This window comes from Sphingomonas faeni, from assembly GCF_023195535.1.
Lineage (GTDB): Bacteria > Pseudomonadota > Alphaproteobacteria > Sphingomonadales > Sphingomonadaceae > Sphingomonas > Sphingomonas faeni_B.
In genome coordinates this window covers 558,603-584,629 of the sequence record NZ_JALPNF010000002.1, presented here as the reverse complement: position 1 = coordinate 584,629, position 26,027 = coordinate 558,603, and the positions used below count along the sequence as shown (strand labels likewise).

The following is a 26,027-nucleotide window of genomic DNA, read 5'->3' as shown; positions in this document are numbered from 1 at the left end:
TCACCGTCATCCCAGCGAAAGCTGGGATATCCATGGGGCGGGCGCGACGATCGCCAACGGGGATACCCCAGCTTTCGCTGGGGTGACGAATGTTGGCCGGTTCCTGGCCGCTCAGGGGCACGTCCAATGAAGCGCACGCATCTTCCGCTCAACGGCCTGCGCGTCCTCGACGCGGCGGCGCGGCATCTGTCGTTCACACGCGCTGCGGACGAACTCGCGGTCACGCCGGCGGCGGTGGGTCAGCAGATCCGTGCGCTGGAGGATACGCTCGGCGTCGTCCTGTTCCGGCGTACCACGCGGGGGCTGGAACTGACGCCTGAAGCAGAGGCTGGCCTTGGCGCGCTCCGTGGCGGGTTCCTCCAGTTCGAGGAAGCCGTGCGGGCTATGCAGGCGGGGCAGTCGTCCAAATCGCTGACGATCGCCGCCCCGCGCGACTTGACCGAGAAATGGCTGATGCCGCGGCTCGCGCAGATCGCCGAGGCCGATCCCGAACTCCGCTTCGTGCTGATCACCGCCGACGAGAATGTCGACTTCACCGAAGCCAATCTCGATCTCGCGATCCGCTGGGGCGATGGCCCGGGCGAGCATGAGGGCGAGGCGCTCGAATCCGAAGGCATGGTGACGATCGCGGCGCCCGACATGGACGGCGACTCGGTGATCGCGTGGTCGGGTGAAGACGGCGTAGCGCTGGTCCGCGTCACCGATGCGGGGCTCGCGATCGATGCCGCGGCGGCAGGTCTCGGCCGTGCGACGGTGCCCGAATTGCTCGCCCGCCGCGATCTCGCGCAGGCCCGCGTCCGGCTCATCGGCGAGTCGCAGCCGTCGAAGGGGGGGTATTGGCTCGTCGCCCCGCTCCCGCAGTGGCGCCAGAAGAAAGTCCGTGCGCTCGTGGATGCACTGACCGCATGAGGCAGCCTGGACGTAGACCACGCCGCGCTGGCGTATCGCCGGTCCTGAAGACGCGGCGGCTGCGCCTGCGCCCGCTCGTCGAGGGCGACGCGACCGCGTTGCACCCGATGCTCGCCGATGCGGAGCTGATGGCCTATTCCGCGGACGGTCCGCTCGGCAGCGTCGATGACGTCCGCACCTATCTTGCCGAGGAGGCCGCGCCGGGCAACCAGCGCACGTGGGCGATCACCCGCACCGGCGACGATCGCGCGATCGGCTGGGTCTCGGGGAGCGAGGCCGACGGGGCTGGCGTGACCGAGATCGGCTTCATCCTCGCGCGGGAGGCCTGGGGGCGGGGGATCGCTCGCGAGGCGGTGTCCGCGGTGATCGATCGTCTGTTCGCGGAAGGCCGCAAACGCGTGTTCGCCGACGCGGATACCGAGAATACCGCATCGATCCTGTTGCTGGAGCGGCTGGGTTTCCGCCGCGAGCGCCTGCTCCGCGACGAATGGGAAACGCATCTGGGGTTGCGCGACAGCCTGATCTACGGGCTGTGCGCGGATAGCTGGCAGGCCGCCGGGCGGGCTTAGTTACCGCTGCCATTCCCACAGATCCACCACCCCGGCGAAGGCCGGGGCCCAGGTGGAAAGGTGGATATAACGAAGCGCTACCCGACGTTAGCAGCGTCTCCCAATTGGGCCCCGGCCTTCGCCGGGGTGGTGCTTTGACTTGAGACTTAAGCCTACCGCGCCGCCACCAGCGCCAGCGCCCGCCCCATCAATCCCGCAAACCGCACCTCGTTCACCGCATCGTCAGCCCGGTGCCAGTTCCCGGTCGCCGCATACCAGCGCCCGTCCTTCGCCTGCACGAGGTAGTTCAAGCTCAGCACCCCAGGCTCGCCGCCGCCCTTGAACCCGACATACCCAAACCGCTTGGCGATCGCCGGATCGACCCCCGCATTCACCGCGAGCACTGCCCGAGTCGTAGCATCCGCCCCGCGCAGCCGATCCATCAGGCCCGCCATCGCCGCCGGGCTCGCAAACCACTCGACGTTGTCGATCGCCACCGGCTTCCCCGCGAACACGGCCGGATCCAGCTTGGCCGTGGCGATCTTCACCGCATTGTCGACCAACAGCGCCCGCCGTTCCTCCACCGATCCCGCCGCCCAAGCCTTCGTCAGCGCCGAATCACCCTTCAGCGCGAACATCTCGCGCGTGGTCATCACCGGCACGCTGCCGCCCGCCGCCTCCGCCATCGCATCGACCTTCGTCCGCCCGAGCGTCGTCAGCAGCGTATCCGTCGCGGTGTTGTCGCTGATCGAGATCATCAGCGTCGCCAGTGTCTGCACCGTTACCGGCGACTCCGCCGGCCAGGTCTGCAACACGCCCGACGGCAACGATGGCGCACCCACCTTCACGACATCCGTCCAGTGACGCTCGTCCGCAGCCACCTGCCGCGCAAGCTCCGCCAGCACCCATAGCTTGAACGCAGACCCTAGCGGTGCGGCGATATCCGCACGGTATTCGAGGATCGGCTCAGGCTTGCCCGCACCAAGCGCATACAACCCCAACCCGCTGGCCCCCGGCAGCGCGCGAAATTCCGCCTCGACTTTCGCGAGGCTATCGTCCCGCGCACCTGTGCCGGTGATCAGCAATCCGGTGGCGGCATGCGGCGCTGCCGGATCGAGCGCCAAGCGGACGCTTGCCGTCCCCCGCTCGTAACCGACGACCAGATCGGCGCTCCACGCCCACGTCGCTGTCAGCGACTCGATCTTCTGGGGTGCGCCCAGCGTCGCCTTCAGCTTCGCGACGATCGTGGAGAACTGCGCCTTAGGTACCTTCTCGCGGAAGCTCGCCGCGAAATACGTATCATACGCGCCGCGCCCGTCGAGGATCGCGACCAGCGCATCGGCCTTCGTCCGCAGCGCCGGATCCGCCACAGCCCCCTGCGCCACCGCACCGACCGGCAGCAACGCTACCGCCAACGCCAGCAGCCAGAGCGCGAGCCTGTGCATCAGTTCTTCAGCTTCCAACCGCTCTTGAGCAACCGGTAGCAGAGCGTCGCCAGCACCACGTCGATCACCAGGATCACGATCCCGCCGACCATCACCGGCGAGTCGGCAATTCCGAGGAACCCGTAGCGAAAGCCCGAGATAACGTAGAAGAACGGGTTGGCATGGCTGAACGCGCGGAACGCCGGCGCAAGCTTGTCGACCGAGTAGAAGGTCCCCGACAGAAGCGACAAAGGCGCGATCACGAAGTTGGTGACCGCGGCGGCATGATCGAACTTGTCTGCCCAGATCGACGTCAGCACGCCGAGCAGCGCGAGGAACACCGCGCCGAGCAGCCCGAACCAGATGATCGCGAGCGGCGCATGCGGCGTCACGTGCACGCCCGGATACAACGCCATCGCCGCCCACACGACGATCCCGACGATCACCGCACGTGTCACCGCGCCACCGACCAGCGCCGCCAGCAACTCACCGGTGGACAGCGGTGGTTGCAAGTAATCGACGATCGTTCCCTGCATCTTGCCGACCAGCAGCGAGAAGCTCGCATTGGCGAACGCCGGCCCCATCATCCCCTGCGCAATGATCAGCCCCGGCGCGATGAAATCGGCGAAGGCGACGATCTGGCCATCGACAGGAACCGGGCTTTTCGCGCCGGTCGCGATGGTGAAGACGATCAGAAACAGGAGCGTCGTGATCGCCGGCGCCCACACCGTCTGAAGCTGCACCTTGAAGAACCGGCGCACCTCCTTGATATAGAGGGTTCGCAATCCCTCCCAGTTCACGCTCTTTATGACGGGAACGCCGGGGGCGGAGTGTACCGCCGAATGGATTTCACCGATTGGGGGCTGGCTGCTCATAGGGGTTGCGGGTAATCGCTGCCGCTGCCGCCCGCAACCCGGCTGAGCAAGACTGAGGAACGAACATGTCCTGGACCGACGAGCGCATCCAGACGCTCAAGACGATGTGGGAGGCCGGCCAGACCGCCAGCCAGATCGCCGAAGCCCTGGGTGGCGTCAGCCGCAACGCCGTGATCGGCAAGGCGCACCGCCTCGAGCTGCAGGCGCGTCCGTCGCCGGTGAAGCCGAACGATCCCGAGGCGAAGGCTGCTGCTGCTGCGGCGGAGGCATCGGCCTCGATCGCGACTGCGGCTCTCGAGCCGGTCGAAGTCGAAGCACCCAAGCCCGCCCCCGTCGCGCCGCCCGTCGCCGCTGCGCCCAAGCCCGCCGCACCGGTCGTGGCCGAGCCGGTCGTCGACGAGCCCGAGGACGACGAGGACGAGGATGAGGTCGCTCCGGTTCCCGCGCCTGTCCGTGCGCCGCAGCCGATCCTGCGCTCGGTCGGTCCCGGCGGCTTCCTGCGCCAGGCGCCCGGCGAACAGCAGCCGCCGAGCACGCCCGCGCCGCCGCGTCGTCTCGTGCCCGCCAAGCCGTCGCCCGAAATGGCGAACAAGACGAGCTTGCTCGAGCTGAACGACCGCATCTGCAAATGGCCATTGGGTCATCCCGGCGAGCCCGACTTCCATTTCTGCGGCAAGGCGGTGAACCCGGGCTTCCCGTATTGCGTCGATCACTGCGGCCATGCCTACCAGGCGCAGCTGCCCCGCCGCGATCGCCGCCCGACTCCGCCGCTTCCCTTTGGTGGTCCGCGGCCTCGTTGAGCCTGTTCTAGAGCTGGGGTCCGTAACCCAGTAGCGTCGCCTCAACGCGTTCTCGTCATCGTGACGAAAGTCAGGACCCAGGATACCGAGCGGCAACGTATGTGGCTCTGGGTCCTGACTTTCGTCAGGATGACGAAACGGGTGGACCATCGCTGGCTCACAAGTCGCGAACACGAAAAAGGCCGCTCCCTCGTCCGAGGAAGCGGCCTTTTTCATATCACGCTAGCCATGGGCAAAGCCCATGTCGTCGGCCACGGCGAGCCGCGCCGGCCGGGCTTGGGCGAGTCCTGCACCAGCTTGGTGCAGGCCGCCCTGCGCCTCAGAACCTAAACGCAGCCGTGGCGCGCAGGCTGTGCCAGCGGAAGTCCTGCGAGTCGCGACGGAAGTCGGTGCCCGACGCGTTGCCACGCGTGAACGGACCGCCAGCGGGGCCGCCGGCTGCGCGGACGCGGTAGTCGTTGTCCTGATACTGGTGGTACTGATATTCGAGACCGACCGAGAAGTTGCGACCCAGCTTCTGCTCGATGCCGCCGCCACCGACGATGCCCCATTCCTTGCTGCCACCGTTGCTGGTGAAGGTGTTGGCCGTGTTGCCGGTCGTGAAGCTGTTGTCGATGTTGGCATAGCCGACGCCGAACGTGCCGTAGAACAGCGTCGTGTTCGCCGCATAACCCAGGCGACCGCGTGCCGATGCTTCCCACTTCAGGTCGCGCGTCATCGTGTAGAAGGCGGGCGTGGTGCTGAACGCCGAGACGCTGTCGCTGATCTCGTTCTTGCCGAACTCGCCGACCACGCCGACGACGATGTTGCCGCGCTGGTAATCCGCGCCGACCCGTGCCGAATAGCCGATGCCGTCCTTGTCGCTACGGCAGCCACGGCCCCCAGCGGCGGGCGCGGTGTTGCTGGTCGCGCGACCGTTGCAGAAGCCCGGCGAGAACGCGTTGGCGACGGTCGCAGTCGAGATGGTGTCGGCGAAGACGCCATCCAGATTGCGATCGAATGCGATCGACTCGCCATTGTCGTTAGGCTGCACGTCATAGCCGAACGAGCCGCCGACATAGAGGCCGTTGAACGGCGCATCGTCGGTCATGTCCTGTGCGGCGGCAGGCGCCGCGAAACCCAAAGCGGCAACGCCTGCAAGGGCCGCCATCATCGTCTTAGTCATATTCACTCCCGGAAATTCCATGACAGGTTTTTCATAAACGGCCGATCGCGGAAAATTATGCAGCGAGCACAACAATCTGCTCGGATGTGACTTTCTGGCAACAGGGAGAACAAACAGAGCCTGTGGCTTTGTCCAACGCGTCCGGCTACGCTCGCGCCATGGCTGAAGATCTGTTCGCGTCCCCCTCGACGCCCGGCGCCGGCAAGACCGCCGCCAATACCTATGACGCATCCTCGATCGAGGTGCTCGAAGGCCTCGAACCCGTCCGCCGCCGCCCCGGCATGTATGTCGGCGGCACCGACGAACGCGCGCTGCATCACCTCGCCGCCGAAGTGCTCGACAACGCCATGGACGAGGCGGTCGCGGGGCATGCGACGCGGATCGAAGTCACGCTGGAGGCGAACAACCGCCTGACGATCGTCGACAACGGCCGCGGCATCCCGGTCGATCCGCATCCGAAGTTCCCTGACAAGTCGGCGCTGGAGGTGATCCTCTCGACGCTCCACTCAGGCGGCAAGTTCGCGGGGAAAGCCTATGCGACGTCGGGCGGCCTGCACGGCGTCGGCATCAGTGTGGTCAACGCGCTGTCGTCGGACACCGTCGTCGAGGTCGCACGCGATCGGCAGCTGTATCGCCAGCGCTTCGCCAAGGGGCTGACGCTCGGCCCGATCGAGCATCTCGGCCCGACGCCCAACCGCCGCGGGACAAGCGTCGCGTTCACGCCCGACACCGAGATCTTCGGCACCGAACTGAACTTCAAGCCGCAGCGCCTCTACAAGCTCGTCCGCTCGAAGGCGTATCTCTTCGCGGGCGTCGAGATCCGCTGGCACTGCGCCCCCGATCTGATCGCTGACGACACGCCTGCTCAAGCCGTCTTCCAGTTCCCCGGCGGCCTCGCCGATCACCTCCGCGACCAGATCGCTGGCCGCGAATGCGCGACCTCAGATTTCTTCTCCGGCTCGCAGGATTTCCCGAGCGCGAACGGCGAGACGCAGGGCCGCGTCGAATGGGCGGTCGCGTGGCCGCTATGGAGCGACGGTTCGTACAGCTGGTATTGCAACACCATCCCGACCCCCGATGGCGGCACGCACGAACAGGGCCTCCGCCAGGCGCTCGTCCGCGGCCTTCGTGCCTTCGGTGATCTCGTCGGCAACAAGAAGACCAAGGATATCAGTGCGGACGACGTCATGGTCGGCAGCGAGTTGATGCTGTCGGTCTTCATCCGCGAACCGCAATTCCAGAGCCAGACCAAGGATCGCCTCACCAGCCCCGAAGCCGCCGGCCTCGTCGAAAAGGCAGTCCGCGATCATTTCGACCATTTCCTCAGCCACAACATGGAGCGCGGCAAGGCGCTGCTGAACTATGTGCTGGAGCGGATGGACGAGCGCCTGCGCCGCAAGCAGGAACGCGACGTCAAGCGCAAGACCGCCACCTCCGCGCGCAAACTGCGCCTGCCTGGCAAGCTCACCGACTGCTCCGCCAACTCGCCCGAAGGCACCGAGTTGTTCATCGTCGAGGGCGACTCGGCCGGCGGCTCGGCCAAGCAGGCGCGTGATCGGAAAACGCAGGCGATCCTCCCGATCCGCGGCAAGATCCTCAACGTCGCATCGGCGACCAGCGCCAAGATCTTCGCCAACCAGGAAATCGCCGACCTGACGCTCGCGCTAGGCTGCGGCACGCGGAAGGACTGCACGCCCGACACGCTCCGCTACGAACGCATCGTCATCATGACCGACGCCGACGTCGACGGCGCGCATATCGCCACGCTGCTGATGACGTTCTTCTTCCAGGAGATGCCCGAACTCGTCCGCCGCGGGCATCTCTACCTCGCCCAACCGCCGCTCTACCGCCTGACAGTCGGCACTAAGAGCGTCTACGCCCGCGACGACGCCCACCGCGCCGAACTCGAACGCACCGTGTTCAAGGGCAAGAAAGTCGATGTCGGCCGCTTCAAGGGCCTCGGCGAGATGAACCCGAGCCAGCTCCGCGAAACCACGATGGACCCCGCCACCCGCGGCATGCTCCGCATCACGCTGCCGCAGGAGTACGAGGAGCGCGCGCAGGTGAAGGACCTGGTCGACCGCCTGATGGGCAACAATCCCGCGCACCGCTTCGCCTTCATCCAGGAAAACGCCGGCCGCATGGACGAGGAAGCGATCGACGCATGAGCCGGTAAATTCAGCTCGGACGTCGTTGTAAACACGGTCGATGGACAAGCGTGCACGGTTGGATACAGTGGCGCAGGATGTTGCTCGGGTAGGGCTTAGCCGGATGATCTTGCTCGTCGCCGTTATGCTTCAAGCCGCCGCCGCGGCAGCCACGCCTGCCGAGGCACTCGGTAATGACAAGACCATCGTCGTCGTAGGACAGCGCCTAACCAGTACCGAACGCGCCTTGGCCGAATGTATCGCGCGCAATTGCCCACCCAAGGAAGAGATCGACGCATCGCTTGCGCATGCCGAGAACCAGTTTCTGGCCGGCGACTATGTGGCATCCCGACGGACGTTGCTGAAAGCGCGCAGCCGCAACCAGAAATATGCAAAGGACCTGCCCGTTGACGTCGCCGACCTGATCCGCGCGAATGGCCGACTGGCCAGTTTGAATGGCCAAACGAATTCGTCGCGGATCAACGCGATCGACTCGCTGGACGTTCTGAAAAGCGGGCTTGGCAAGAGCGATCCGCGTGTCCTGATGCAGCGTCTTATCGTCGGTGATAATTTTGCCAAGGAACGACGCATTTACGCGGCCGTGGAAGTCTATGGCAAGGTCGCGAAGCAGGCCGCCGATGCAGGCCTGAAGGAGGTGGAAGGGCTTGCCCTGTTACGCACAGCCGTCCTCTATGGGGCGCTGGCGAGCGTGGAGCCGGCGTATGACTATCAAGCGCGCAAGGCGATCCGCAGGATACAGGATACGACGGATGCCGACCTCGCGCCTTTTCGCGAGGCGGTGGTAACGCTCGAACGCCACCTGCAGGCGGGAAACAAGGCGCATGACGTCGAAAAGACCGAACTCGCAAAGACCCCTTTGGCGCAGCGTACCGACAAGGCGGTGCTAGTCTATGCACCGGCCGTCACGTTGCCCGAGCGTTCGAAAAGTGGATCGGGCGTAGTGCTCATGACCGGCGATCCCGAACCGCAATGGATCGACGTGGCATTCATGGTCCGGCCCGACGGTACGGTACAGGATGTCGATGTCGTGCGACAATCCGACAACGTTCGCGGTCGTTGGATAGAAGCGGTCGAGGCGGCGCTGGCGAAGCGACTGTACAGGCCGCTAGCCATGGCTGCTGACAGGCCGGGACTGCGACGGATCGAACGCTATTCCCTGATCTATGACGTGGTTTCCGCAAAGGCGTCTAACATTCGTGTGCGTTCGAATGTGCCTCGGATAGAGGCGACCGATCTTACGGTCGACAAACCCTCCGGTTGACGCGTCGGCTGCCACGCTCGTATTAGACGGCTCGGGCGGCCGGTACGGGTCGCCCTTGCTGTTTGAAGGAGTTGCCGTCGTGACCATCACCCCGCTCATGCCCGTCTACCCGCGGTGTGGCGTGCGTCCGGTCCGAGGCGAGGGCGCGTACCTCTATGGCGAGGATGGCCAGCAATATCTGGATTTCGCGAGCGGCATCGCGGTCAACGCGCTTGGCCACGCGCATCCGCATCTGACCAAGGCGATCGCCGAGCAGGCTGCGACGCTGATGCACGTGTCGAACCTGTACGGATCGCCCCAGGGCGAGCATCTCGCGCAGCGGCTCGTCGACAAAACGTTCGCGGACACCGTGTTCTTCACCAACTCCGGCGCGGAAGCGGTCGAGTGCGCGATCAAGACCGCGCGGCGCTATCATTTCGCCAACGGCAATCCGCAGCGGCACACGCTGATCACGTTCGACACCGCGTTCCACGGGCGCACGCTGGGGACGATCTCGGCCACCAATCAGGCCAAGATGCGCGACGGCTTCGAGCCGTTGCTGCCGGGGTTCGCCTATGCCAACTTCAACGATCTCGAAGGCGCGCTCGCGATGATCGATGACAACACCGCCGGGTTCCTGGTCGAGCCGATCCAGGGCGAGGGCGGTATCCGCCAGGCGAGCCACGAATTCCTGACCGGCCTTCGTAAGGCGTGCGACGAGCATGGTTTGTTGCTGGTGCTCGACGAGGTCCAGTGCGGCTATGGCCGGACCGGCAAGTTCTTCGCGCACGAGCTGTACGGCATCACGCCCGACATCATGTCCGTCGCCAAGGGTATCGGCGGCGGTTTCCCGCTCGGCGCATGCCTGGCGACCGAGGAAGCGGCCAAGGGCATGGTCGCGGGCACGCACGGCTCCACCTATGGCGGCAATCCGCTCGGGATGGCAGCAGGCGAGGCGATCCTGGACGTGATCCTCGAGGACGGCTTCCTCGATAACGTCACCGCGATGGGGGACCGGTTGCGGCAGGGGCTCGAACAGATGATCCCGAACCATGATCACCTGTTCGACAGCGTCCGAGGCACCGGGCTGATGCTCGGGCTGAAGCTCAAGAGCGACAGCCGCGCGTTCGTCGCGTTCGCGCGCGATCATCACAATCTGCTGCTGGTATCGGCGGGCGAAAACGTCATTCGCATCCTGCCGCCGCTGGTGATCGACGAGAGCCACATCGCCGAGTGCATCGACAAGCTGTCGACCGCCGCGCGGGTGTATGTGCCGGCTGCCGACGATTGAGCGCCTTTGCGCGGTCACTAAATGCCGTTCGTCCTGAGTAGCCACTGAGCGAAGTCGAAGTGGCGTATCGAAGGACTGGCCCGCTTGGGGCACTGTCCTTCGATATGGGTCTTCGGCTTCGCTCAGCCCCTACTCAGGACGAACGGAACTTCTTACGGGGTCCGTTACCATGAGCAACCGCCATTTCCTGAATCTCACCGATGCCGGAGCCGACGGCATCGCCGCGATGCTCGCCGACGCACTCGACCGCAAGGCGGCCCGCGCCGGCTTCCCAAAGGGCCGCGCCGACGCTGATGCGCCGCTTGCCGGCCACACCCTCGCGATGGTGTTCGAGAAGAACTCGACCCGCACGCGCTTCTCGTTCGACATGGCGATCCGCCAGCTCGGCGGCACCTCGATCGTGTCCGACGCAGGCTCGATGCAGCTCGGGCGCGGCGAGTCGGTCGCCGACACCGCGCGCATCCTGTCGGGCTATGTCGACGCGATCATGATCCGCACCGACGATCACGCCAAGATCGAGGAGATGGCGCATTACGCCTCGGTGCCGGTCATCAACGGCCTGACCGACGCCTCGCATCCGTGCCAGATCATGGCTGACCTGTTGACGATCATCGAGAGCGGCAAGACGCTGCCCGGCCTTAAGGTCGCGTGGCTGGGGGACGGCAACAACGTGCTGGCGTCGATCGTCGAGGCGGCCGGGTTGATGCACTTCGACGTCGTCGCAGCCTGCCCGCAGGGGTATATGCCGACCGAAGCCGATGTGGCGCGGGGCAAGGGCCGGGCGCGTATCGTGTCGACGCCGCGCGAGGCGGTCGAGGGCGCGGACATCGTCGTCACCGACACCTGGATTTCGATGGGGCAGGCGCATGCCGAGACCAAGCTGGCGGCTCTGACTCCGTATCAGGTCGACGCCGCGCTGATGGCGCTGGCCAAGCCCGATGCGAAGTTCCTCCACTGCCTGCCTGCGCATCGCGGTGAAGAAGTCACGCCCGAGGTGATCGACGGCCCGCAGTCGCTGATCTGGCAGGAAGCGGAGAACCGTCTCCACGCGCAGAAGTCGGTGCTGCGCTGGTGCTTTGGCCAGATCGGCTGAAAGGGCAGAGGTAACACGCCGTTTACGTCAGCCGGCCCCTCCGTCATCCCAGCGAAAGCTGGGATCTCCCCGGTACGAGCCACGACGTCCGCCAACAGGGATACCCCAGCTTCCGCCGGGGTGACGGACATGGGGGATGACGGGCAAAAGCCGCCGCCTGCCTGTGAAGGGACCACAATCTCGCCCCGTCCGTCATACCAGCGAAAGCTGGGATCTCCCGGTGCAACCCGCGACGTCCGCCAACGGGGATACCCCAGCTTCCGCTGGGGTGACGGACGCGGGGCGGGGTGACGGATGGTAAATCGGGTTGACCCGCCGCCTTCGCTCCCCATCTTCCCTCCGATGAACGACCCCAACATGACCGATCTCGACCGCGCGCTGGCCTTCGCGATCCCCGCGCGCAGCGCCCGCGGCCGGATCGTCCGGCTTGGCACCGCGCTCGACGAAGTGCTCGCCGCGCACGCCTATCCCTCCGCGATCGAGAAGCTGCTCGCCGAGGCGCTCACGCTCGCCGCGCTGATCGGCTCGACGCTGAAGGACGCCAGCGGCCAGCTGACGATGCAGACGCGCACCGACAACGGCGTCGTCCAGTTGCTCGTCTGCGATTACCGGGGCGGCGAGGTGCGCGGCTATATCGAGTACGATGCCGACAAGCTCGCCGAAGCCCCCGCCGAGCCGTCGCTGTTCGCGCTGTTCGGCGCCGGTTACCTCGCGATCACGTTCGACATGGCGAGCAGCAACGAGCGCTATCAGGGCATCGTGCCCCTCGACGGCGACACGCTGTCTGAGGCCGCGCAGAGCTATTTCACCCAGTCCGAGCAGATCCCGACGATGATCCGCACCGGCATGGCGAAGGGCCCGGACGGCCGCTGTGTCGCCGGGGGACTGTTCCTCCAGCATCTTCCCGAGGGCGAGGATGGCCGCGAACGGCTGCACACCAAGCTCGACCATCCCGAGTGGGAGCATGTGGCGACGCTCGGCAACACGATGGGTGCGGACGAACTGACCGACGCGACCTTGCCGCTGGAGACCTTGGTATGGCGGCTGTTCAACGAGGAGGAGGACGTCCGCATCCTCGCGGATATCCCGATCGTCCGCGGGTGCCGCTGCGATCCGGACTATATCAAGGGCGTGATCTCGAAATTCCCGATCGAGGAGCGTCAGTCGATGGCGGACGAGACCGGCTTCATCGTCGTCGACTGCGCGTTCTGCGCGAAGAAATTCCCGGTACCGGTGGAAGGTTAAAACCCTCGCCCCTCCGGGGAGAGGGAGGGGCCCGCGCGTACTTGCGCGTGGGAGGGTGAGGGGCGTGAGGCTCGGGACACCATTCCCAACTACCCCTCACCCTTCCGCAGCCAAGCGGCTGCTCCCTCCCTCTCCCCGTAGGGGAGAGGGAAAAGACGACCGTTAACGTCCTTTTCACCCCTCTTCGCTACCCCTGATCACGTGCTTTTATTCGGCACGTTTTTTCTCCCTTGTGGCGCGATCTGCGCCAACCTCAGGGCCGCTCCACCGGGCGGCCCTTTCTTTTTGCGCGCCGCTGGCCTAGCGCACTCCGCATCATGACATCTCCTGCTCCCTTTGCGGTCGCGCTCGTTTCGGGCGGGCTCGACTCGATGGTATCCGCCGCGATGGCGCGCGAAGCCGGCCAGCGCCTGCTCGCGCTGTCGTTCGACTATAACCAGCGCCACCGCGTCGAACTCGCCGCTGCGCGCCGGATCGCCGACGCGCTCGGCGCCGAACGCCATATCGTCCTGCCGATGGACCTGTCCGCGTTCGGCGGCTCCGCGCTGACCGCCGATATCGACGTCCCCAAGGACGGCGTGGGCACCGAAGACGGCGGCGGCATCCCCGTCACCTACGTGCCCGCTCGCAATACGATCTTCCTCAGCCTCGCGCTGGGCTGGGCCGAGGCAGCCGGCGCGCGCGACATCTATATCGGCGTCAACGCGCTCGATTATTCGGGCTATCCCGATTGCCGCCCCGAGTTCATCGCCGCCTTCGAAGGTCTCGCCGAACTCGCCACCAAGGCCGGCGTCGAGGGCGATCCGTTCCGTATCCAGGCGCCGCTTCAAAACATGACCAAGGCGGATATCGTCCGCGAAGGTACGCGCCTCGGGCTCGATCTCGGGCTGAGCTGGTCGTGTTACGATCCGGCACCGGGCTCGCTCCATTGCGGCGAGTGCGACAGCTGCCGCCTGCGCGCGCGCGGTTTCGACGAGGCGGGCATCGCCGATCCGACCCGCTACGCCGTAAAGCCGGTCTGACGCGATGAGCTACGCGGTCAAGGAGATGTTCCTGACGCTGCAGGGCGAGGGCGTGAACGCCGGTCGCCGTGCAGTGTTCGTGCGGTTCGCCGGCTGCAACCTGTGGTCGGGTCGCGAACAGGACCGCGCGACTGCCGTGTGCAAGTTCTGCGATACCGAGTTCGTCGGCACCGACGGACTCGGCGGCGGCAAGTTCGCCGATGCGCGAGGCTTGGCGGCGGCGGTTGCGGGGTTCTGGGGGGAGGGCGCGCACGACCGCTTCGTCGTCCTGACCGGCGGCGAGCCCATGCTCCAGATCGACGATGCGATCGTCGACGCGCTGCATGCCGAGGGTTTCCGGATCGCGATGGAGAGCAACGGCACGATCGCCGCGCATCCCGGTATCGACTGGGTGTGCATCAGCCCCAAGGCGGGCAGCATCGTCGTGCAGCGCACCGGCGACGAACTGAAGCTGGTCTGGCCGCAGCCGGGGACCGATATCGCCGATGTCGAGACCTGGGACTTCGCGAACCTGCTGCTCCAGCCGCTCGACGATCCGCGCGCGGAGGCGAACCGCGAGGCGTGCGTGGAAATGGTGATGGCGCGGCCGCAGTGGCGGTTGTCGCTCCAGACGCACAAGCTGCTGGGTTTGCGCTGATCGGCTGGGGCAGGCGTCCCGCGATGGACGCCGGCTCCCCCAGAACCCGCCGATCCGTCATCCCAGCGAAAGCTGGGATCTCCCGTTGCGGCTTCGGTCGTCCGCCTCGTGAGATACCCCAGCTTTCGCTGGGGTGACGGATTGGAGGAAGGGGCTGGTGTTCGTTCTTACCGATCGCCGCCCGCTGCCAGTTGGCCTCAGACGCTACGGCAAGAAGCAGTTCGGATCCGTAGCGACGTTACCGCCCGGCAATCCCGACACCGACCGGCGGCCAGTTCTGCGCGCCACACTTCTTCACGACCCATTCGCCCTTCTTGTTCCAGCAAATCGTGTCGAGACGGACCATCATGGGCGCCGACCGCTCGTTGCCGATGTAGCGCGGGAAGCGCTGTTCGCCCCACGGAATCAGGCTGTTGCGCAGTTCACGCGAGCGGGCCAGCGCGACCTCGAAGAAATGCCCACGCGGTGCGAACACCGCGTCGCGACTGATCGAGGCGGCGGTCTGGCAGAAGCCGTATTGCGCGGCGACCGTCGCGAAGCTGGAATAGGTGCGCGTCCCGAACTGGTCGAGCGCGGCCTGCCCGGCGCGGGCACCGGCGGCCTTGTTCACGCGCAGGAAATACTTGGTCAGCGTATCGAACGCGCCTTTCAACTCTTCGCCATGATCGGCGAGGATCGAATTATAGTTGGGCACGGTCAGCAGCGTCGGCTCGAACTGGCATTGCAGCGCGGCGACGTTGAGCGCGGCGCGCATGTGCCAGACGAGCGCAGCGCGCGTTTCCGCGGAGGTCGCACCCGGCAGGGGCTGGCCCAGATCGGCCTCATCCCCGGTGACAGCTGCGGCCGAAAAATCGCGCGACTGCAAAAAGAACTGCGCCGACGCCGACTGCGCCGCAGCGAGCCCGCTCGACGCCACGCATAGCGCGAGCGCGGTACGCAACACATTCATTCCAACCTCCCCAGGGCACACTTCAAGTCCGCGAATCTAGAGCGTTTCCGCAAAACTCCCAAGCGAATTTAACCTTTTCCGGTGATCGGCAGAACATCGTCCGCGGCGTATCGCACAACTCGATTCGCCGCCTCCGAAACGATCGCGGCAGGTGACGCAAGTCCGTCCACCCACGCGTGGAAGCACCGGAACGAAAAAGGCCGCCCGGTTGCCCGGGCGGCCTTTCACAACATGTAATTCCGGTCGGAGGTTGCCTGCCGAAGCGGGCAATCTCCACGGAGATTACATTGCGTTGTTGGTCATCATGGTGTCGTTCGACATCATCGTGTCGTTCGCCATCATGGTGTCGTTGGCCATCATGCCACCGTTCATCGTGCCGTCGACGGCAGTCATGTTGTCGGTCATGGTGTCCATGCCTTCGGTGGCGTTCATGTCGGTGACCATCGTGTTGTCGGTGGTCGTCTCGGTCTTAGGACCGCAAGCCGAAACGGCGAGTGCTGCGCTGGCGATCAGCGAACCGGTCAGGACCTTGGAAATGAGTGCACGCATGTGGAAGCTCCCTAGATAGAGGATTTGGCTGGCTGCTCGCCCTTAATACCCAAATCGTAGTGGACATTAATCCGATAACGCTTTGTCCTCAAGCCTCGTTTTGCTGAGGACAAGAAACTGTTTCAAGGAAAGCATCGACCGTCAACGCAAGGGCGGCGTCGAAAGTTGCAAGGTCGGCCGGAATGCCGAGCGATTGCAGGCTGGTAACGCCGTATTCGGGCAGGCCGCACGGGACGATACCACCGAAGTGCGACAGGTCCGGGGCGACGTTCACCGAGAAGCCGTGAAGTGTCACCCAGCGTTTCACGCGCACGCCGATCGCCCCGATCTTGGCTTCGCGTCCCCGATCGAGCGTCCAGATGCCGACCCGCCCATCGACCGCGAATGCCTCGACGCCGAGTTCGCCGAGCGCCGCGATCACCCAGGACTCGAGCGCGTGGACATAACAGCGCACGTCGCGCCCGCGCTTGGTGAGGTCCAGCACGACATAGCCGATCCGCTGCCCGGGCCCGTGATAGGTGTATTTGCCGCCGCGGCCGGTCGGAATCACCGGAAAGCGCGCGTCGATCAGGTCGCCTGCCTCCGCGCTGGTGCCGGCGGTATAGACCGGCGGGTGCTCGAGCATCCACAACAGCTCGCGCGCCTCGCCTGCGCCGACCGCGACCGCGCGTGCCTCCATCTCCGCCAGCGCGTCGGCATAGGGGGTCAGGCCGGCACTGGTGCGCCATTCGATGCCGGCGGCGGCGGAGGGGGGCAGGGTGGTCACGATCCCCAATTGCGCACCCGCGCGTCGACTTGCAACCTGTGGTCAAGTGCGGGGGCTTGGGCTAACTCGCGCAGAGCAGGAACCGGGGGAGCACGGCACATGGTGAAGATGGGAACGGTCTGGGATCGCACGGTCGAGGTGCTCAACGGGCGCACCGGCATGATCGCGCCGATCGCGGTGCTCGGCATCTTGTTGCCCAGCGTCGTCCGGGACGGCTTCGTCGCCTTCTCGGCGCCGGGGACGGCGATGTTCGCGCTGGTCGGCGGCGTGCTGACGATCGTGGCCTTGATGGCGATGATCTGGGCGCAGCTCGCGATCGTCGCGATCGCGACCGACCCGGCCACCGACGCACCCGCGGCCCGACGTCAGGCCAGCGCGCGCGTCTGGCCGGCGCTTGGCATCACGGTGATCCTGATGATCGTCGCACTGCTGTTCGTGGTGCCGCCGATCGTCGTGCTGATCCAGTCGGGCTTCGACTTCACCGCCGCCGCGAACGGGTCGAGCGCCCAGATGACCCCGCCCAGCGCCGGTGCGGCCGGGTTCGTCGGGCTGTACGGCCTCGCCTACATGATCGCCGTCATCTGGATCGGCGCGCGGCTGGTGCTGCTCAACCCGGTCGTCCTCAACGAACGTCTCGGCATCGGCGCGATCCGGCGCTCGGTCCGGCTGACCAAGGGGCTGACGTGGCGGATCATCGGCGTGATGATCCTGTTCGCGATCGTGGCGCTGGTCTCCACCTGGGCGGCGCAGGCGGTCACCGGGATCCTCTTCCGCCTCGCGCTCGGCGCCGACGGGATCGCCACTGCGACCTTCCTGTCGGGGATCGCCGCGACGATCGTCACCACCGCCTTCACCGCGCTCGCCGCCGTCTTCACCGCGCAGCTCTATGTCGCCGTCAGAGAGAAATCCGTCACCCCATGAAGCTCGATTTCGCGACCGTCCTCACCGACGCCTGGAGCCTGTTCAAGCGCGACCGCGACCTGCTGCTGCGGATCGCCGCACCGTTCCTGTTCCTGCCCGCGTTCGCGCTCGCCTTGGTCGTGCCCGATCCGCCGATGCCTGTGGCAGGGGCGGGCGACAACGAGGCGCAGGCGATGGCCTGGGCCGACGCGGTGCAGACCTGGGCGGGCGCGCATGGCGGCTGGTACCTGCTCGCCTATGTGACGAGCTTCTTCGGCACGTCGCTGTTCTACGCGCTGTATCTCGACCGCGACCAGCCCGACCTGCGCGGGGCGTTGACGCGCTGCCTGCGAATCTTCCCGCGCTTCCTGCTGGCGATGGTGATCGTCTCGCTGCCGGCGGGGGCGGGGCTGTTGCTGTATGCGATTCCCGGGCTCTACATCCTCGGCCGGACGATGCTGACCGGTCCGGCACTTTTCGCCGAGGCACCGCTCGGGGCGCTCGGCGCGATCCGCCGCAGCTTCATGCTCAGCCGCGGTTCCGGGTTGCCGCTGATGGGGCTGGCCGCGTTCAGCTACATCAGCGGCTGGATCGCTGGGGCGCCGTTCATTATGCTGGATCGTGCGTTGCGCGAGGCGGGCGAACCCAACCCGGTCGCGCTCGCGATCGTCGACGCCGGCGCCGCGGTGGCGGCGATGGCGGCGGGTATAGCGATGGCTCTGATCGCGGTTTCCGCTTATCGGCGCCTGGCGCGGTAGGCCTGCCCCACCACCCCCGTCATGCCGGGCTTGTTCCGGCATCCACCGATGCGCACACTCGACAAAGCTGGGTTTGCGGAACGGTGAACCCCGGAACAAGTCCGGGGTGACGAAGTGGGCGAACTACCCCCGCTTCCCCAGATACGGAATCTGCGGCGCCGTCTCCTCCGGCAGCACCCCCGTCGCCCGAGGATCCGGAAACGTCTCGATCGTCCGCGTCACGGCCACGAACCCCTGCGCGCGATAAAACCCCAGCGCGCTAGGATGATCGAGCGTGCAGGTATGCAGCCAGACCCGCTCCACCCCCTTCGCCCAAGCCCGCGCGCAAGCCTCGGCCATCAACCACCGGCCATGACCTTGCCCGGCAAGCTCCGGTATCAACCCGAAGTACGAGATTTCGCAGGCGGCGGCGGTGCGGAAGTCGAGTTCGAGCATGCCGACCTCGATCCCCGCCGGGTCGATCACCGCATACACTGCGATGCCGTGGTCGTGGACGATAGAGGTCAGCGCATCGTCCGCCATCACCAGCCGCGAGTACCAGAGCCATGGGCTCCCCACCCGCCGGAACAGCGCTCGGTATTTCTCCAGCGCCGGCCGTTCCCACCGCACCAGCCGCAACCGCGACCCCGGGCTCGGCCGTAGCGGCGGCCGCTTGCGCATTTCCAGCGTCGTGACGATCGTCGCGAGGACGTCGTCGGCAACCGGGATCAGCGCCACCCGTTAGGACCACGTCGCGCGCGGCGGCAGGCTCATCAGGATCGCGTCGATGTTGCCACCGGTCTTCAGCCCGAACAGCGTCCCGCGATCGTAGACGAGGTTGAACTCGGCATAGCGCCCGCGCCATTCGAGCATCCGCGCCTCGTCGGCGGCATCGAACGGCGTATCCATCCGCCGCCGCACGATCCGCGGATAGGCATCGAGAAACGCCTCGCCGACATCGCGCGTGAACGCGAAGTTGGTCTCGAAATCGCCATCGAGATGATCGAAGAAGATCCCGCCGACGCCGCGGCCGACCTTGCGGTGCGGGATATAGAAATAGGTCTCGGCCCATTCCTTGAAGCGGGGATAATGCGCCGGATCATGCGCGTCGCACGCCGCCTTCATCGTCGCGTGGAAGTCGGCCGTATCCTCTTCGATCGGCAAGGGCGGGTTGAGATCGCCGCCGCCGCCGAACCAGCGCTTGGTGGTGTTGAGGAAGCGGCAGTTCATGTGCACCGCCGGCACGTGCGGGTTGGTCATGTGCGCGACTAGGCTGATCCCGGTGGCAAAGAAGCGCGGGTCGTCGCCCGCGCCGTGGATCGACTTGGCGAAATCGCCCTCGAACGTCCCGCCGACGGTCGAGACGTTGACGCCGACCTTCTCGAACACGCGGCCCTTCATCACGCCCATCACGCCACCGCCGCCGGGTTCGCCCGACGGATCGACCCGGTTCCACGGGGTGTATTCGAACGCCGCGTCGGACCCCGCCTCCCGTTCGATCGCCTCGAACTCGGCGCAGATGCGATCGCGCAGGGATTCGAACCAGGTTCGGGCGGCGGCTTGCTGGGGGTCGAGTTCGATCATGGGGGCGTCTCTACCAAATCCTCCCCGGAACGGGGAGGGGGACCGTTCGGCTACTTGGCCGAAGGGTGGAGGGGGCTTCCACGAGCGTGCCGGTTGTTATGACGAAGCGGTGCGTTCGCGGTGAACCCCCTCCACCAGCTTCGCTGGTCCCCCTCCCCGTGCCGGGGAGGATTAGCTCGGCCAGCCGCCCGTCTGCCGCAAGGCCTCCGCCGCCACGATCCCCGTCGCCACCGAGATATTCATCGATCGCAACCCCGGCCGCATCGGGATCAGCACCCGCACATCGGCCCGAGCATGCACCTCCTCGGGCACGCCAGCCCCCTCGCTCCCCATCAGCAACACGTCGTCCTCGCGAAACTCGGCCACATCCAGCCGCACCGCGCCCTTCGTCGTCAGCAGCACGATCCGCCCCGTCACCTGTCCCAGGAACGCGTCCCAATCGACATGCCGCACCACGTCGACCACGCCGACATAGTCCATGCCGGCGCGCGCCACGGCCTTGTCGCTCCAGGTGAATCCCATCGGTTCGATCAGGTCGACGCCGATTCCCATGCACGCGGCAGTGCGCAAAATCGCGCCGACATTTCCGGCGATATCGGGTTGGTAGAGGGCAATACGCATGCCCGATCCCCTAGCGCGCCGAGGGCGCCGAGGTAACCCAAAGCAAAATGCAGTTGGCAAACCGTCGTCCCGCCGTCTATCAGATCGCAGCCTCCGTGGGGACGGTCGGGCGGAATGGGCATGTGGTTTCGCGAAACCGAGAGCCCAGTCGGCCACGAAAAAAATAACGTGCAAGGGCGAGATGAATGGCGACAGTCGACGACATGGTTCCTCCCGGCGAATCGCCAGAGCCGTTTCACGAAGAGGCCCATGACCCTCGCCGCCGTGATTTCATCAATATCGCTGCCGTCTCGTTCGCCGGCGTCGGCGCGGTCGCGATCGTCCTGCCGCTGATCAACCAGATGAACCCCTCGGCCGACGTGCTCGCGCAGTCGACCACCGAGATCGACCTGTCGAAGATCCTCCCCGGCCAAGCGATCAAGACCAGCTTTCGCAAGCAGCCGCTGTTCGTGCGCAACCTGACGCCGAAGGAAATCTCGGAAGCCGACGCGGTCGATATCGCGACGCTGCGCGATCCGCAGACGCTCGAGGAGCGCACCAAGGCGGGCAAGAAGAACTGGCTGATCACGCTGGGCGTCTGTACGCATCTCGGTTGCGTCCCGCTCGGCGCCGGCGAGGGCGAGAACAAGGGCCCGTTCGGCGGCTATTTCTGCCCGTGCCACGGTTCGGCCTACGACACCGCCGCGCGCATCCGCAAAGGCCCCGCACCGACCAACCTCCTGGTGCCGGACTATGCCTTCAACTCCGACACCGTCGTCACGGTAGGCTGAGGAAAACACCATGAGCTTTCCCTGGGCCAAGCAATACGAACCGAAGCTGCCGCTGACGCGGTGGCTGGATGAGCGGCTTCCCGTTCCCCGGCTCGTCTATAATTCACTCGGCGGCGGCTATCCCGTCCCGCGCAACCTCAATTACTTCTGGAACTTCGGCGTGCTCGCCGGCGCCGCGCTCGCGATCCAGATCATCACCGGCATCGTGCTGGCGATGCACTATGCCGCCAACGGTGCGGTCGCGTTCGACTCGGTCGAGAGCATCATGCGCGACGTCAACGCGGGCTGGTTCCTGCGCTACGCCCACGCGAACGGCGCCTCGATGTTCTTCATCGTCGTCTACACGCACATCTTCCGCGGGCTGTATTACGGCTCGTACAAGGCGCCGCGCGAGATGGTGTGGCTGCTCGGCGTCACGATCTTCCTGCTGATGATGGCGACCGCGTTCATGGGCTATGTCCTCCCTTGGGGCCAGATGAGCTTCTGGGGCGCGCAGGTCATCACCGGGTTCTTCTCGGCGATCCCGCTGGTCGGCGACACCATCCGCATCTGGCTGCTAGGTGGATTCGCCCCCGACAACGCCGCGCTCAACCGCTTCTTCTCGCTGCATTATCTGCTGCCGTTCGTGATCGCGGGCGTCATCATCCTCCACATCTGGGCGCTGCACATCCCGGGCTCGAACAACCCGACCGGCGTCGACGTGAAGGGCGAGCAGGACACCGTTCCGTTCCACCCATATTACACGGCGAAGGACGGCTTCGGGCTCGGCATCTTCCTGCTGATCTTCGCCAGCCTGCTGTTCTTCTTCCCGAACTATCTCGGCCACCCGGACAATTACATCCCGGCGAACCCGCTCTCCACGCCTGCACACATCGTCCCCGAATGGTATTTCTGGCCGTTCTACGCGATTCTGCGCGCCTTCACCGCGGACTTCATCCTGCCGGCCAAGCTGTGGGGCGTGCTGGCGATGTTCGGGTCGATCCTGCTGCTGTTCTTCCTGCCCTGGCTGGACAGCTCGCCGGTTCGCTCGATGAACTACCGGCCCAAGGCACGGATCGCGTTCTGGGTGCTGGTCGCCGACATCCTGGTGCTCGGCTATTGCGGCGGCGCCCCGGCGAACGCGTTCTACGTGATCCTCAGCCAGATCTGCGCGGCCTATTATTTCGCGCATTTCCTGATCATCCTGCCGATCATCTCGCGCTCCGAGCGGCCACGGCCGCTGCCAAACTCGATCACCGAGGCCGTGCTGAACAAGCAGGGTGGCACGAGCCCGGCGCATACCGCGCTCAAACCCGCGTCCGCGCACTGATACGAACTCGAGGACACACACATGGTTCGTCTCATCGCATCCATCGTCGGCGCGGCCTTCGTGCTGGTGCTCGGCATTGCGCTCTTCGGCAGCGTCGCGGGGGTCATCACCGATCCCGTCGCGCCGACCGCCGAGAGCGTCGCACACAAGCACCCCAAGGAACTTGAGCTCGCCTCCAACGGCGTGTTCGGCAAGTTCGACCGTCGCCAGCTGCAGCGCGGGTTCCAGGTCTACAAGGAGGTCTGCGCCGCCTGCCACTCGCTGCGGCTCGTGTCGTTCCGCGACCTGCAGAAGATCGGCTATTCGGAGCCCGAGGTTAAGGCGATCGCCAGCCAGTGGGTGATCGAGCAGCCCTCGATCAATCCGGAAACCGGCGAGCCGGCCACGCGGAAGAACATCCCGTCGGATCGCTTCCCGTCGCCGTTCGCGAACGAGGTGGCCGCCCGCGCCGCGAACAACAACGCGCTGCCGCCCGATCTCTCGCTGATCACTAAGGCGCGCGAGGAGGGCACCGCGTACGTCCACTCGCTGCTGACCGGCTACACGAAGCAGCCGGCCGCGCTGCTGAAGGAATTCCCGGACATCAAGACGCCCGAGGGTCTCCACTACAACCCGTATTTCGCGAACCTCAACATCGCGATGCCACCACCGCTGACGTCGGATGGCCAGGTAACGTATGCGGACGGCACCAAGCCGACGATGGAGCAGATGTCGACCGACGTCTCCGCGTTCCTGACCTGGACCGCAGAGCCCAATCTGGAGGCACGCCATGCCGCCGGGTTCGCGTCGATCATCTTCATCTTGCTCTTCTGCGGCCTCGCCTGGGGCGCGTACCAGAACGTCTGGCGCGACGTTAAGCATTGATGGCGGCCGGGCTCCCGCGGTAAGGGCGCACGGATAGAGGGGGCGGCGGACGGGTGATAAGCCCGATCCGCCGCTTTCGTTTCGGCCGGGGCGCAGCGTCGCGTCTCGGCCCATCCGCCGACGTAGCGCGGAACGAAGGGAACGATCCATGTCCGATTTCGCCGAGCAGAATGCCGACCTCAAGGCGCTGATCCGCACCATCCCGGACTTCCCCAAGCCCGGCATTCAGTTCCGCGACATCACGACCTTGCTGCTCGACCCGACCGGCTGGGCGACAGCGATCGAGCGGATGGTCGCGGCGGTCTCGGGCCCGGTCGATCTCGTCGCTGGCATCGAGGCGCGCGGCTTCCTGTTCGCCGCCGCGCTCGCCGCGCCGCTCAAGGCTGGCGTGTTGCTGATCCGCAAGGACGGCAAGCTCCCCGGCGCGACCATCGCCGAAGACTATGCGCTCGAATATGGCACGGACCGTATCGCGATCCACGCCGACGCCTTCGCGCCCGGCGCCCGCGTCCTGCTGGTCGATGACCTGATCGCCACCGGCGGCACCGCCCGCGCCGCCGTCCGCCTGCTCCACAAAGCCGGCGCGACCGTCACGCAGGCGCAGTTCCTGGTCGATCTCCCCGAGCTCGGCGGCGCCGACGCCCTACGCTCGGACGGCATCGAGGCCTCGGCCCTGATTCAGTTCCCCGGCCACTGATCGCCCGCCACGAGACTGCTGCGCGCCCGCCGCTCGCATATCGTGTGCACGGCGCCCCATACAGCTCCCCCCCCCGGCGAAGGCCGGGGTCCAATTTGGGAACGTCCCTAACGAAGGACGTCGCGCCGTTACCTCACCCATTCCAATTGGGCCCCGGCCTCCGCCGGGGAGGAAGCATCCCTCCCAAACCGTTCCCCCAAACTGTTCCCCCGCGGACGCGGGGGCCCAGCTAAGTACCGCGGCGCTCCATTACCCTGGACCCCCGCGTCCGCGAGGGAACAGTAAGGAAGGGCGTGCCGGTTCCTCTCCAAGCTCCTGCCGAACCCAAAACCCTGTCAGACCCCATTCCCGCCCCCGGTACGAAATCCCGTCAGACCCCGTTCATGGAACTTGCGACATAGTGTCTCCGTTGTGCGACGAATGGCGGCGCGTTGTGTCCGCCCTCCGCGTACGGGAGATTTTCCATGTTTATGAAACGCTTCGGCATTATCGGCCTAGCCCTGGGCCTCGGATTGGGCGTCGCAGGCTGCACAGACGGTTACGGCTATGGCGGCGCCGGCCTCGGCTATGCGAGCGACCCCTATTACGGTGGCGGGTATGGCGGCGGCTATTACGGTGCAGGCTATGATGGGTTCGCGGGCTATGGCGGTCTGAATTCCTATTACGGCTGGAACGGCAATTATTATTACCCCGGTTCGGGCGTCTACGTCTACGATCGCAACCGTCGCCCGTATCGCTGGAACGGCGCGCAACAGCGCTATTGGCAGGGTCGTCGGGGCAACTACCGCGGCAACGGCAACTGGGGCAATTTCGCCCGCGGCAACAATCCCGCGGCGCGCGAATATCGCCAGGATCGTCGCGAAGCCAACCGCGATTTCCGCCAGGACCGCCGCCAGGATCGCGGTCAGCTCCGCAACGGCCAGATCACGCCGGACCAGTTCCGCGGCGAACGTCGCGAAGCGCGCCAGCAGTATCGCGGGGAGGCGCGTCAGGATCGGCGCGAATACCGCCAGAACCGCGGTGGCCAGGGGCGTGGCTTCGGTGGCGGCAACCGCGGATTTCGTGGCGGCAATCCCGGCGGCGTTCGCACGCCCAAGTAACTAGCGAAGATTGGTTCACGCGAAGGCGCGAGGGCGCGAAGAGAAGGAGTTAGGTTTCACGCGGAGACGCGTAGACGCGGAGCCGCGGAGAGCTGTAGAATAGCGAGAGGAGGGCGACCTCCTCTCAAAAGGCACCAAAGCTCACCAAGCAGCTCGGTCACCCCAAATCTTCTCCGCGCCTCCGCGCCTCCGCGTGAACAAACCTTCTGTCTAGCTTTGCGCCTTCGCGCCTTCGCGTGAATCACTACTGCATGAGAGCCAGAGAGTGGTCGGGCTAACGCCCACCAGTCAGCCGGCCGACGCTTCCGTCGGGCGCGTCGCGACCAGTCCGTTCGACACGAACGTCATCACCAGCACGTCGTCTTGATTGAACACCCGCATACGGCTCTTGAAGATTCCCATCTCGGGCCGGCTTGCCGACACGCGCTTTTCCAGCACCTCGCTCTCGCAGCGCAGAGTATCCCCCGGATACACCGGCTTGATCCACTTCAGCTCGTCGATACCCGGCGACCCGAGCCCCGCCTGCCGGTTCTCCTTCAGATGCGCCACCAGCATCGCCATCGTCATCGCGCACGTATGCCAGCCGCTCGCCGACAACCGCCCGAAATGCGTCTGCGCCGCAGCCTCGTCGGACAAATGAAACGGCTGCGGATCATATTTCGCGGCGAACGCGGTCACCTCCTCGCGGGTGACGGCATAGGAGCCGAATGACGCGGTCCGACCGACCTCGATATCCTCGAAATACTGCACGCGAACCTCTCCTC

At 65.9% G+C, this 26,027-nt stretch carries 27 protein-coding genes; 17 read left to right on the top strand and 10 right to left on the bottom strand.

The genetic code is table 11. From position 1 onward, the window contains the following. The first annotated feature begins 126 nt into the window (after nt 1-126). Together SPHN_RS07175 and SPHN_RS07170 are read left to right on the top strand one after the other, a co-directional pair. Nucleotides 127-909: a LysR family transcriptional regulator gene (locus SPHN_RS07175; RefSeq protein ID WP_248522313.1), complete on the top strand. Its 783-nt coding sequence runs from the start codon at nt 127-129 to the stop codon at nt 907-909. Then, nucleotides 906-1,478 carry a GNAT family N-acetyltransferase gene (locus tag SPHN_RS07170; RefSeq protein WP_136190993.1) on the top strand — a complete coding sequence of 191 codons (573 nt, stop codon included), beginning with the start codon at nt 906-908 and terminating at the stop codon, nt 1,476-1,478. The genes SPHN_RS07175 and SPHN_RS07170 overlap by 4 nt, the downstream gene beginning before the upstream one ends. 152 nt (nt 1,479-1,630) lie before the next feature. On the opposite strand, the gene SPHN_RS07165 is transcribed toward SPHN_RS07170, so the two are convergent. Together SPHN_RS07165 and SPHN_RS07160 are read right to left on the bottom strand one after the other, a co-directional pair. Beyond that, complete coding sequence (locus SPHN_RS07165) at nt 1,631-2,902, bottom strand: serine hydrolase (protein WP_248522311.1); 1,272 nt, start codon at nt 2,900-2,902, stop codon at nt 1,631-1,633. Then, complete coding sequence (locus tag SPHN_RS07160) at nt 2,902-3,756, bottom strand: ABC transporter permease (RefSeq protein WP_248522309.1); 855 nt, start codon at nt 3,754-3,756, stop codon at nt 2,902-2,904. Before SPHN_RS07160 ends, SPHN_RS07165 begins: the two co-directional genes overlap by 1 nt. 65 nt (nt 3,757-3,821) lie before the next feature. Between SPHN_RS07160 and SPHN_RS07155 the strand changes: the two genes are divergently transcribed. After that, nucleotides 3,822-4,556, top strand: a complete 735-nt coding sequence (locus SPHN_RS07155) for a GcrA family cell cycle regulator (protein ID WP_248522307.1) — start codon at nt 3,822-3,824, stop codon at nt 4,554-4,556. Nucleotides 4,557-4,875: 319 nt separating this feature from the next. Here SPHN_RS07155 and SPHN_RS07150 read toward each other — a convergent pair whose 3' ends face one another. Further along, nucleotides 4,876-5,721: an outer membrane protein gene (locus SPHN_RS07150; RefSeq protein WP_248522305.1), complete on the bottom strand. Its 846-nt coding sequence runs from the start codon at nt 5,719-5,721 to the stop codon at nt 4,876-4,878. Nucleotides 5,722-5,879: 158 nt separating this feature from the next. On the opposite strand from SPHN_RS07150, the gene parE reads away from it, so the two are divergent. From parE to queE, 7 genes are all read left to right on the top strand, one after another. After that, nucleotides 5,880-7,889, top strand: a complete 2,010-nt coding sequence (parE, locus tag SPHN_RS07145) for a DNA topoisomerase IV subunit B (RefSeq protein ID WP_248522303.1) — start codon at nt 5,880-5,882, stop codon at nt 7,887-7,889. A gap of 40 nt (nt 7,890-7,929) precedes the next feature. After that, nucleotides 7,930-9,150 carry a hypothetical protein gene (locus SPHN_RS07140; protein ID WP_248522301.1) on the top strand — a complete coding sequence of 407 codons (1,221 nt, stop codon included), beginning with the start codon at nt 7,930-7,932 and terminating at the stop codon, nt 9,148-9,150. A 79-nt stretch (nt 9,151-9,229) separates the two neighbouring features. Next, nucleotides 9,230-10,420: an aspartate aminotransferase family protein gene (locus SPHN_RS07135; protein ID WP_248522299.1), complete on the top strand. Its 1,191-nt coding sequence runs from the start codon at nt 9,230-9,232 to the stop codon at nt 10,418-10,420. 169 nt (nt 10,421-10,589) lie between these two features. After that, entirely contained in the window at nt 10,590-11,513 is a 924-nt protein-coding gene (gene argF / locus SPHN_RS07130; RefSeq protein WP_248522297.1) for an ornithine carbamoyltransferase, read from the top strand. A gap of 357 nt (nt 11,514-11,870) precedes the next feature. Further along, nucleotides 11,871-12,758 (top strand): Hsp33 family molecular chaperone HslO, encoded by an 888-nt coding sequence (locus tag SPHN_RS07125; protein WP_248522295.1) that lies wholly within the window; start codon nt 11,871-11,873, stop codon nt 12,756-12,758. A gap of 317 nt (nt 12,759-13,075) precedes the next feature. After that, the gene (gene queC / locus SPHN_RS07120; protein WP_248522293.1) at nt 13,076-13,780 is read left to right on the top strand and encodes a 7-cyano-7-deazaguanine synthase QueC; all 705 of its coding nucleotides are present in this window, start codon (nt 13,076-13,078) and stop codon (nt 13,778-13,780) included. A 4-nt stretch (nt 13,781-13,784) separates the two neighbouring features. Then, the gene (queE, locus tag SPHN_RS07115; protein WP_248522292.1) at nt 13,785-14,417 is read left to right on the top strand and encodes a 7-carboxy-7-deazaguanine synthase; all 633 of its coding nucleotides are present in this window, start codon (nt 13,785-13,787) and stop codon (nt 14,415-14,417) included. A gap of 238 nt (nt 14,418-14,655) precedes the next feature. Here the strand turns inward: queE and SPHN_RS07110 are convergent, their stop codons facing one another. From SPHN_RS07110 to lipB, 3 genes are all read right to left on the bottom strand, one after another. After that, the gene (locus tag SPHN_RS07110) at nt 14,656-15,366 is read right to left on the bottom strand and encodes a hypothetical protein (protein ID WP_248522290.1); all 711 of its coding nucleotides are present in this window, start codon (nt 15,364-15,366) and stop codon (nt 14,656-14,658) included. A gap of 282 nt (nt 15,367-15,648) precedes the next feature. Continuing rightward, on the bottom strand, nt 15,649-15,915 hold the full coding sequence (locus SPHN_RS07105) for a hypothetical protein (RefSeq protein ID WP_128455324.1): 267 nt from the start codon (nt 15,913-15,915) through the stop codon (nt 15,649-15,651). 88 nt (nt 15,916-16,003) lie between these two features. Then, the gene (gene lipB / locus SPHN_RS07100) at nt 16,004-16,681 is read right to left on the bottom strand and encodes a lipoyl(octanoyl) transferase LipB (RefSeq protein ID WP_432715062.1); all 678 of its coding nucleotides are present in this window, start codon (nt 16,679-16,681) and stop codon (nt 16,004-16,006) included. A 99-nt stretch (nt 16,682-16,780) separates the two neighbouring features. On the opposite strand from lipB, the gene SPHN_RS07095 reads away from it, so the two are divergent. Continuing rightward, nucleotides 16,781-17,602 carry a hypothetical protein gene (locus tag SPHN_RS07095; protein WP_248522288.1) on the top strand — a complete coding sequence of 274 codons (822 nt, stop codon included), beginning with the start codon at nt 16,781-16,783 and terminating at the stop codon, nt 17,600-17,602. Next, nucleotides 17,599-18,339 carry a hypothetical protein gene (locus SPHN_RS07090; RefSeq protein WP_248522286.1) on the top strand — a complete coding sequence of 247 codons (741 nt, stop codon included), beginning with the start codon at nt 17,599-17,601 and terminating at the stop codon, nt 18,337-18,339. Before SPHN_RS07095 ends, SPHN_RS07090 begins: the two co-directional genes overlap by 4 nt. Before the next feature lie 123 nt (nt 18,340-18,462). Here SPHN_RS07090 and SPHN_RS07085 read toward each other — a convergent pair whose 3' ends face one another. From SPHN_RS07085 to SPHN_RS07075, 3 genes are all read right to left on the bottom strand, one after another. Then, complete coding sequence (locus SPHN_RS07085) at nt 18,463-19,056, bottom strand: GNAT family N-acetyltransferase (RefSeq protein WP_248522284.1); 594 nt, start codon at nt 19,054-19,056, stop codon at nt 18,463-18,465. A gap of 3 nt (nt 19,057-19,059) precedes the next feature. Continuing rightward, the gene (gene hemF, locus SPHN_RS07080) at nt 19,060-19,902 is read right to left on the bottom strand and encodes an oxygen-dependent coproporphyrinogen oxidase (protein WP_248522282.1); all 843 of its coding nucleotides are present in this window, start codon (nt 19,900-19,902) and stop codon (nt 19,060-19,062) included. A 171-nt stretch (nt 19,903-20,073) separates the two neighbouring features. Next, nucleotides 20,074-20,523 (bottom strand): tRNA (cytidine(34)-2'-O)-methyltransferase, encoded by a 450-nt coding sequence (locus SPHN_RS07075; RefSeq protein WP_248522281.1) that lies wholly within the window; start codon nt 20,521-20,523, stop codon nt 20,074-20,076. 203 nt (nt 20,524-20,726) lie between these two features. Between SPHN_RS07075 and petA the strand changes: the two genes are divergently transcribed. The 5 genes from petA to SPHN_RS07050 all read left to right on the top strand — a co-directional run bounded on the left by petA (nt 20,727) and on the right by SPHN_RS07050 (nt 25,263). After that, nucleotides 20,727-21,293, top strand: a complete 567-nt coding sequence (gene petA / locus SPHN_RS07070) for a ubiquinol-cytochrome c reductase iron-sulfur subunit (protein WP_248522424.1) — start codon at nt 20,727-20,729, stop codon at nt 21,291-21,293. A gap of 10 nt (nt 21,294-21,303) precedes the next feature. Further along, nucleotides 21,304-22,602 (top strand): cytochrome b, encoded by a 1,299-nt coding sequence (locus SPHN_RS07065; RefSeq protein WP_248522279.1) that lies wholly within the window; start codon nt 21,304-21,306, stop codon nt 22,600-22,602. A 21-nt stretch (nt 22,603-22,623) separates the two neighbouring features. Beyond that, nucleotides 22,624-23,466 (top strand): cytochrome c1, encoded by an 843-nt coding sequence (locus SPHN_RS07060; protein WP_248522277.1) that lies wholly within the window; start codon nt 22,624-22,626, stop codon nt 23,464-23,466. A 148-nt stretch (nt 23,467-23,614) separates the two neighbouring features. Further along, nucleotides 23,615-24,163 carry an adenine phosphoribosyltransferase gene (locus SPHN_RS07055; protein WP_248522275.1) on the top strand — a complete coding sequence of 183 codons (549 nt, stop codon included), beginning with the start codon at nt 23,615-23,617 and terminating at the stop codon, nt 24,161-24,163. A gap of 464 nt (nt 24,164-24,627) precedes the next feature. After that, complete coding sequence (locus SPHN_RS07050; RefSeq protein ID WP_248522273.1) at nt 24,628-25,263, top strand: hypothetical protein; 636 nt, start codon at nt 24,628-24,630, stop codon at nt 25,261-25,263. 288 nt (nt 25,264-25,551) lie between these two features. Here SPHN_RS07050 and SPHN_RS07045 read toward each other — a convergent pair whose 3' ends face one another. Then, nucleotides 25,552-26,013 carry a MaoC family dehydratase gene (locus SPHN_RS07045; RefSeq protein WP_248522271.1) on the bottom strand — a complete coding sequence of 154 codons (462 nt, stop codon included), beginning with the start codon at nt 26,011-26,013 and terminating at the stop codon, nt 25,552-25,554. Between the last annotated feature and the right edge of the window lie 14 nt (nt 26,014-26,027).

Excerpts from the sequence above, each read along its gene's own strand:
- SPHN_RS07175 (WP_248522313.1), top strand. The coding sequence starts at position 127 with ATGAAGCGCACGCATCTTCCGCTCAACGGCCTGCGCGTCCTCGACGCG.
- SPHN_RS07170 (WP_136190993.1), top strand. The coding sequence starts at position 906 with ATGAGGCAGCCTGGACGTAGACCACGCCGCGCTGGCGTATCGCCGGTC.
- SPHN_RS07165 (WP_248522311.1), bottom strand. The coding sequence starts at position 2,902 with ATGCACAGGCTCGCGCTCTGGCTGCTGGCGTTGGCGGTAGCGTTGCTG.
- SPHN_RS07160 (WP_248522309.1), bottom strand. The coding sequence starts at position 3,756 with ATGAGCAGCCAGCCCCCAATCGGTGAAATCCATTCGGCGGTACACTCC.
- SPHN_RS07155 (WP_248522307.1), top strand. The coding sequence starts at position 3,822 with ATGTCCTGGACCGACGAGCGCATCCAGACGCTCAAGACGATGTGGGAG.
- SPHN_RS07150 (WP_248522305.1), bottom strand. The coding sequence starts at position 5,721 with ATGACTAAGACGATGATGGCGGCCCTTGCAGGCGTTGCCGCTTTGGGT.
- parE (WP_248522303.1), top strand. The coding sequence starts at position 5,880 with ATGGCTGAAGATCTGTTCGCGTCCCCCTCGACGCCCGGCGCCGGCAAG.
- SPHN_RS07140 (WP_248522301.1), top strand. The coding sequence starts at position 7,930 with ATGGACAAGCGTGCACGGTTGGATACAGTGGCGCAGGATGTTGCTCGG.
- argF (WP_248522297.1), top strand. The coding sequence starts at position 10,590 with ATGAGCAACCGCCATTTCCTGAATCTCACCGATGCCGGAGCCGACGGC.
- SPHN_RS07125 (WP_248522295.1), top strand. The coding sequence starts at position 11,871 with ATGACCGATCTCGACCGCGCGCTGGCCTTCGCGATCCCCGCGCGCAGC.
- queC (WP_248522293.1), top strand. The coding sequence starts at position 13,076 with ATGACATCTCCTGCTCCCTTTGCGGTCGCGCTCGTTTCGGGCGGGCTC.
- queE (WP_248522292.1), top strand. The coding sequence starts at position 13,785 with ATGAGCTACGCGGTCAAGGAGATGTTCCTGACGCTGCAGGGCGAGGGC.
- SPHN_RS07110 (WP_248522290.1), bottom strand. The coding sequence starts at position 15,366 with ATGAATGTGTTGCGTACCGCGCTCGCGCTATGCGTGGCGTCGAGCGGG.
- SPHN_RS07105 (WP_128455324.1), bottom strand. The coding sequence starts at position 15,915 with ATGCGTGCACTCATTTCCAAGGTCCTGACCGGTTCGCTGATCGCCAGC.
- SPHN_RS07095 (WP_248522288.1), top strand. The coding sequence starts at position 16,781 with ATGGTGAAGATGGGAACGGTCTGGGATCGCACGGTCGAGGTGCTCAAC.
- SPHN_RS07090 (WP_248522286.1), top strand. The coding sequence starts at position 17,599 with ATGAAGCTCGATTTCGCGACCGTCCTCACCGACGCCTGGAGCCTGTTC.
- hemF (WP_248522282.1), bottom strand. The coding sequence starts at position 19,902 with ATGATCGAACTCGACCCCCAGCAAGCCGCCGCCCGAACCTGGTTCGAA.
- SPHN_RS07075 (WP_248522281.1), bottom strand. The coding sequence starts at position 20,523 with ATGCGTATTGCCCTCTACCAACCCGATATCGCCGGAAATGTCGGCGCG.
- petA (WP_248522424.1), top strand. The coding sequence starts at position 20,727 with ATGGTTCCTCCCGGCGAATCGCCAGAGCCGTTTCACGAAGAGGCCCAT.
- SPHN_RS07065 (WP_248522279.1), top strand. The coding sequence starts at position 21,304 with ATGAGCTTTCCCTGGGCCAAGCAATACGAACCGAAGCTGCCGCTGACG.
- SPHN_RS07060 (WP_248522277.1), top strand. The coding sequence starts at position 22,624 with ATGGTTCGTCTCATCGCATCCATCGTCGGCGCGGCCTTCGTGCTGGTG.
- SPHN_RS07055 (WP_248522275.1), top strand. The coding sequence starts at position 23,615 with ATGTCCGATTTCGCCGAGCAGAATGCCGACCTCAAGGCGCTGATCCGC.
- SPHN_RS07050 (WP_248522273.1), top strand. The coding sequence starts at position 24,628 with ATGTTTATGAAACGCTTCGGCATTATCGGCCTAGCCCTGGGCCTCGGA.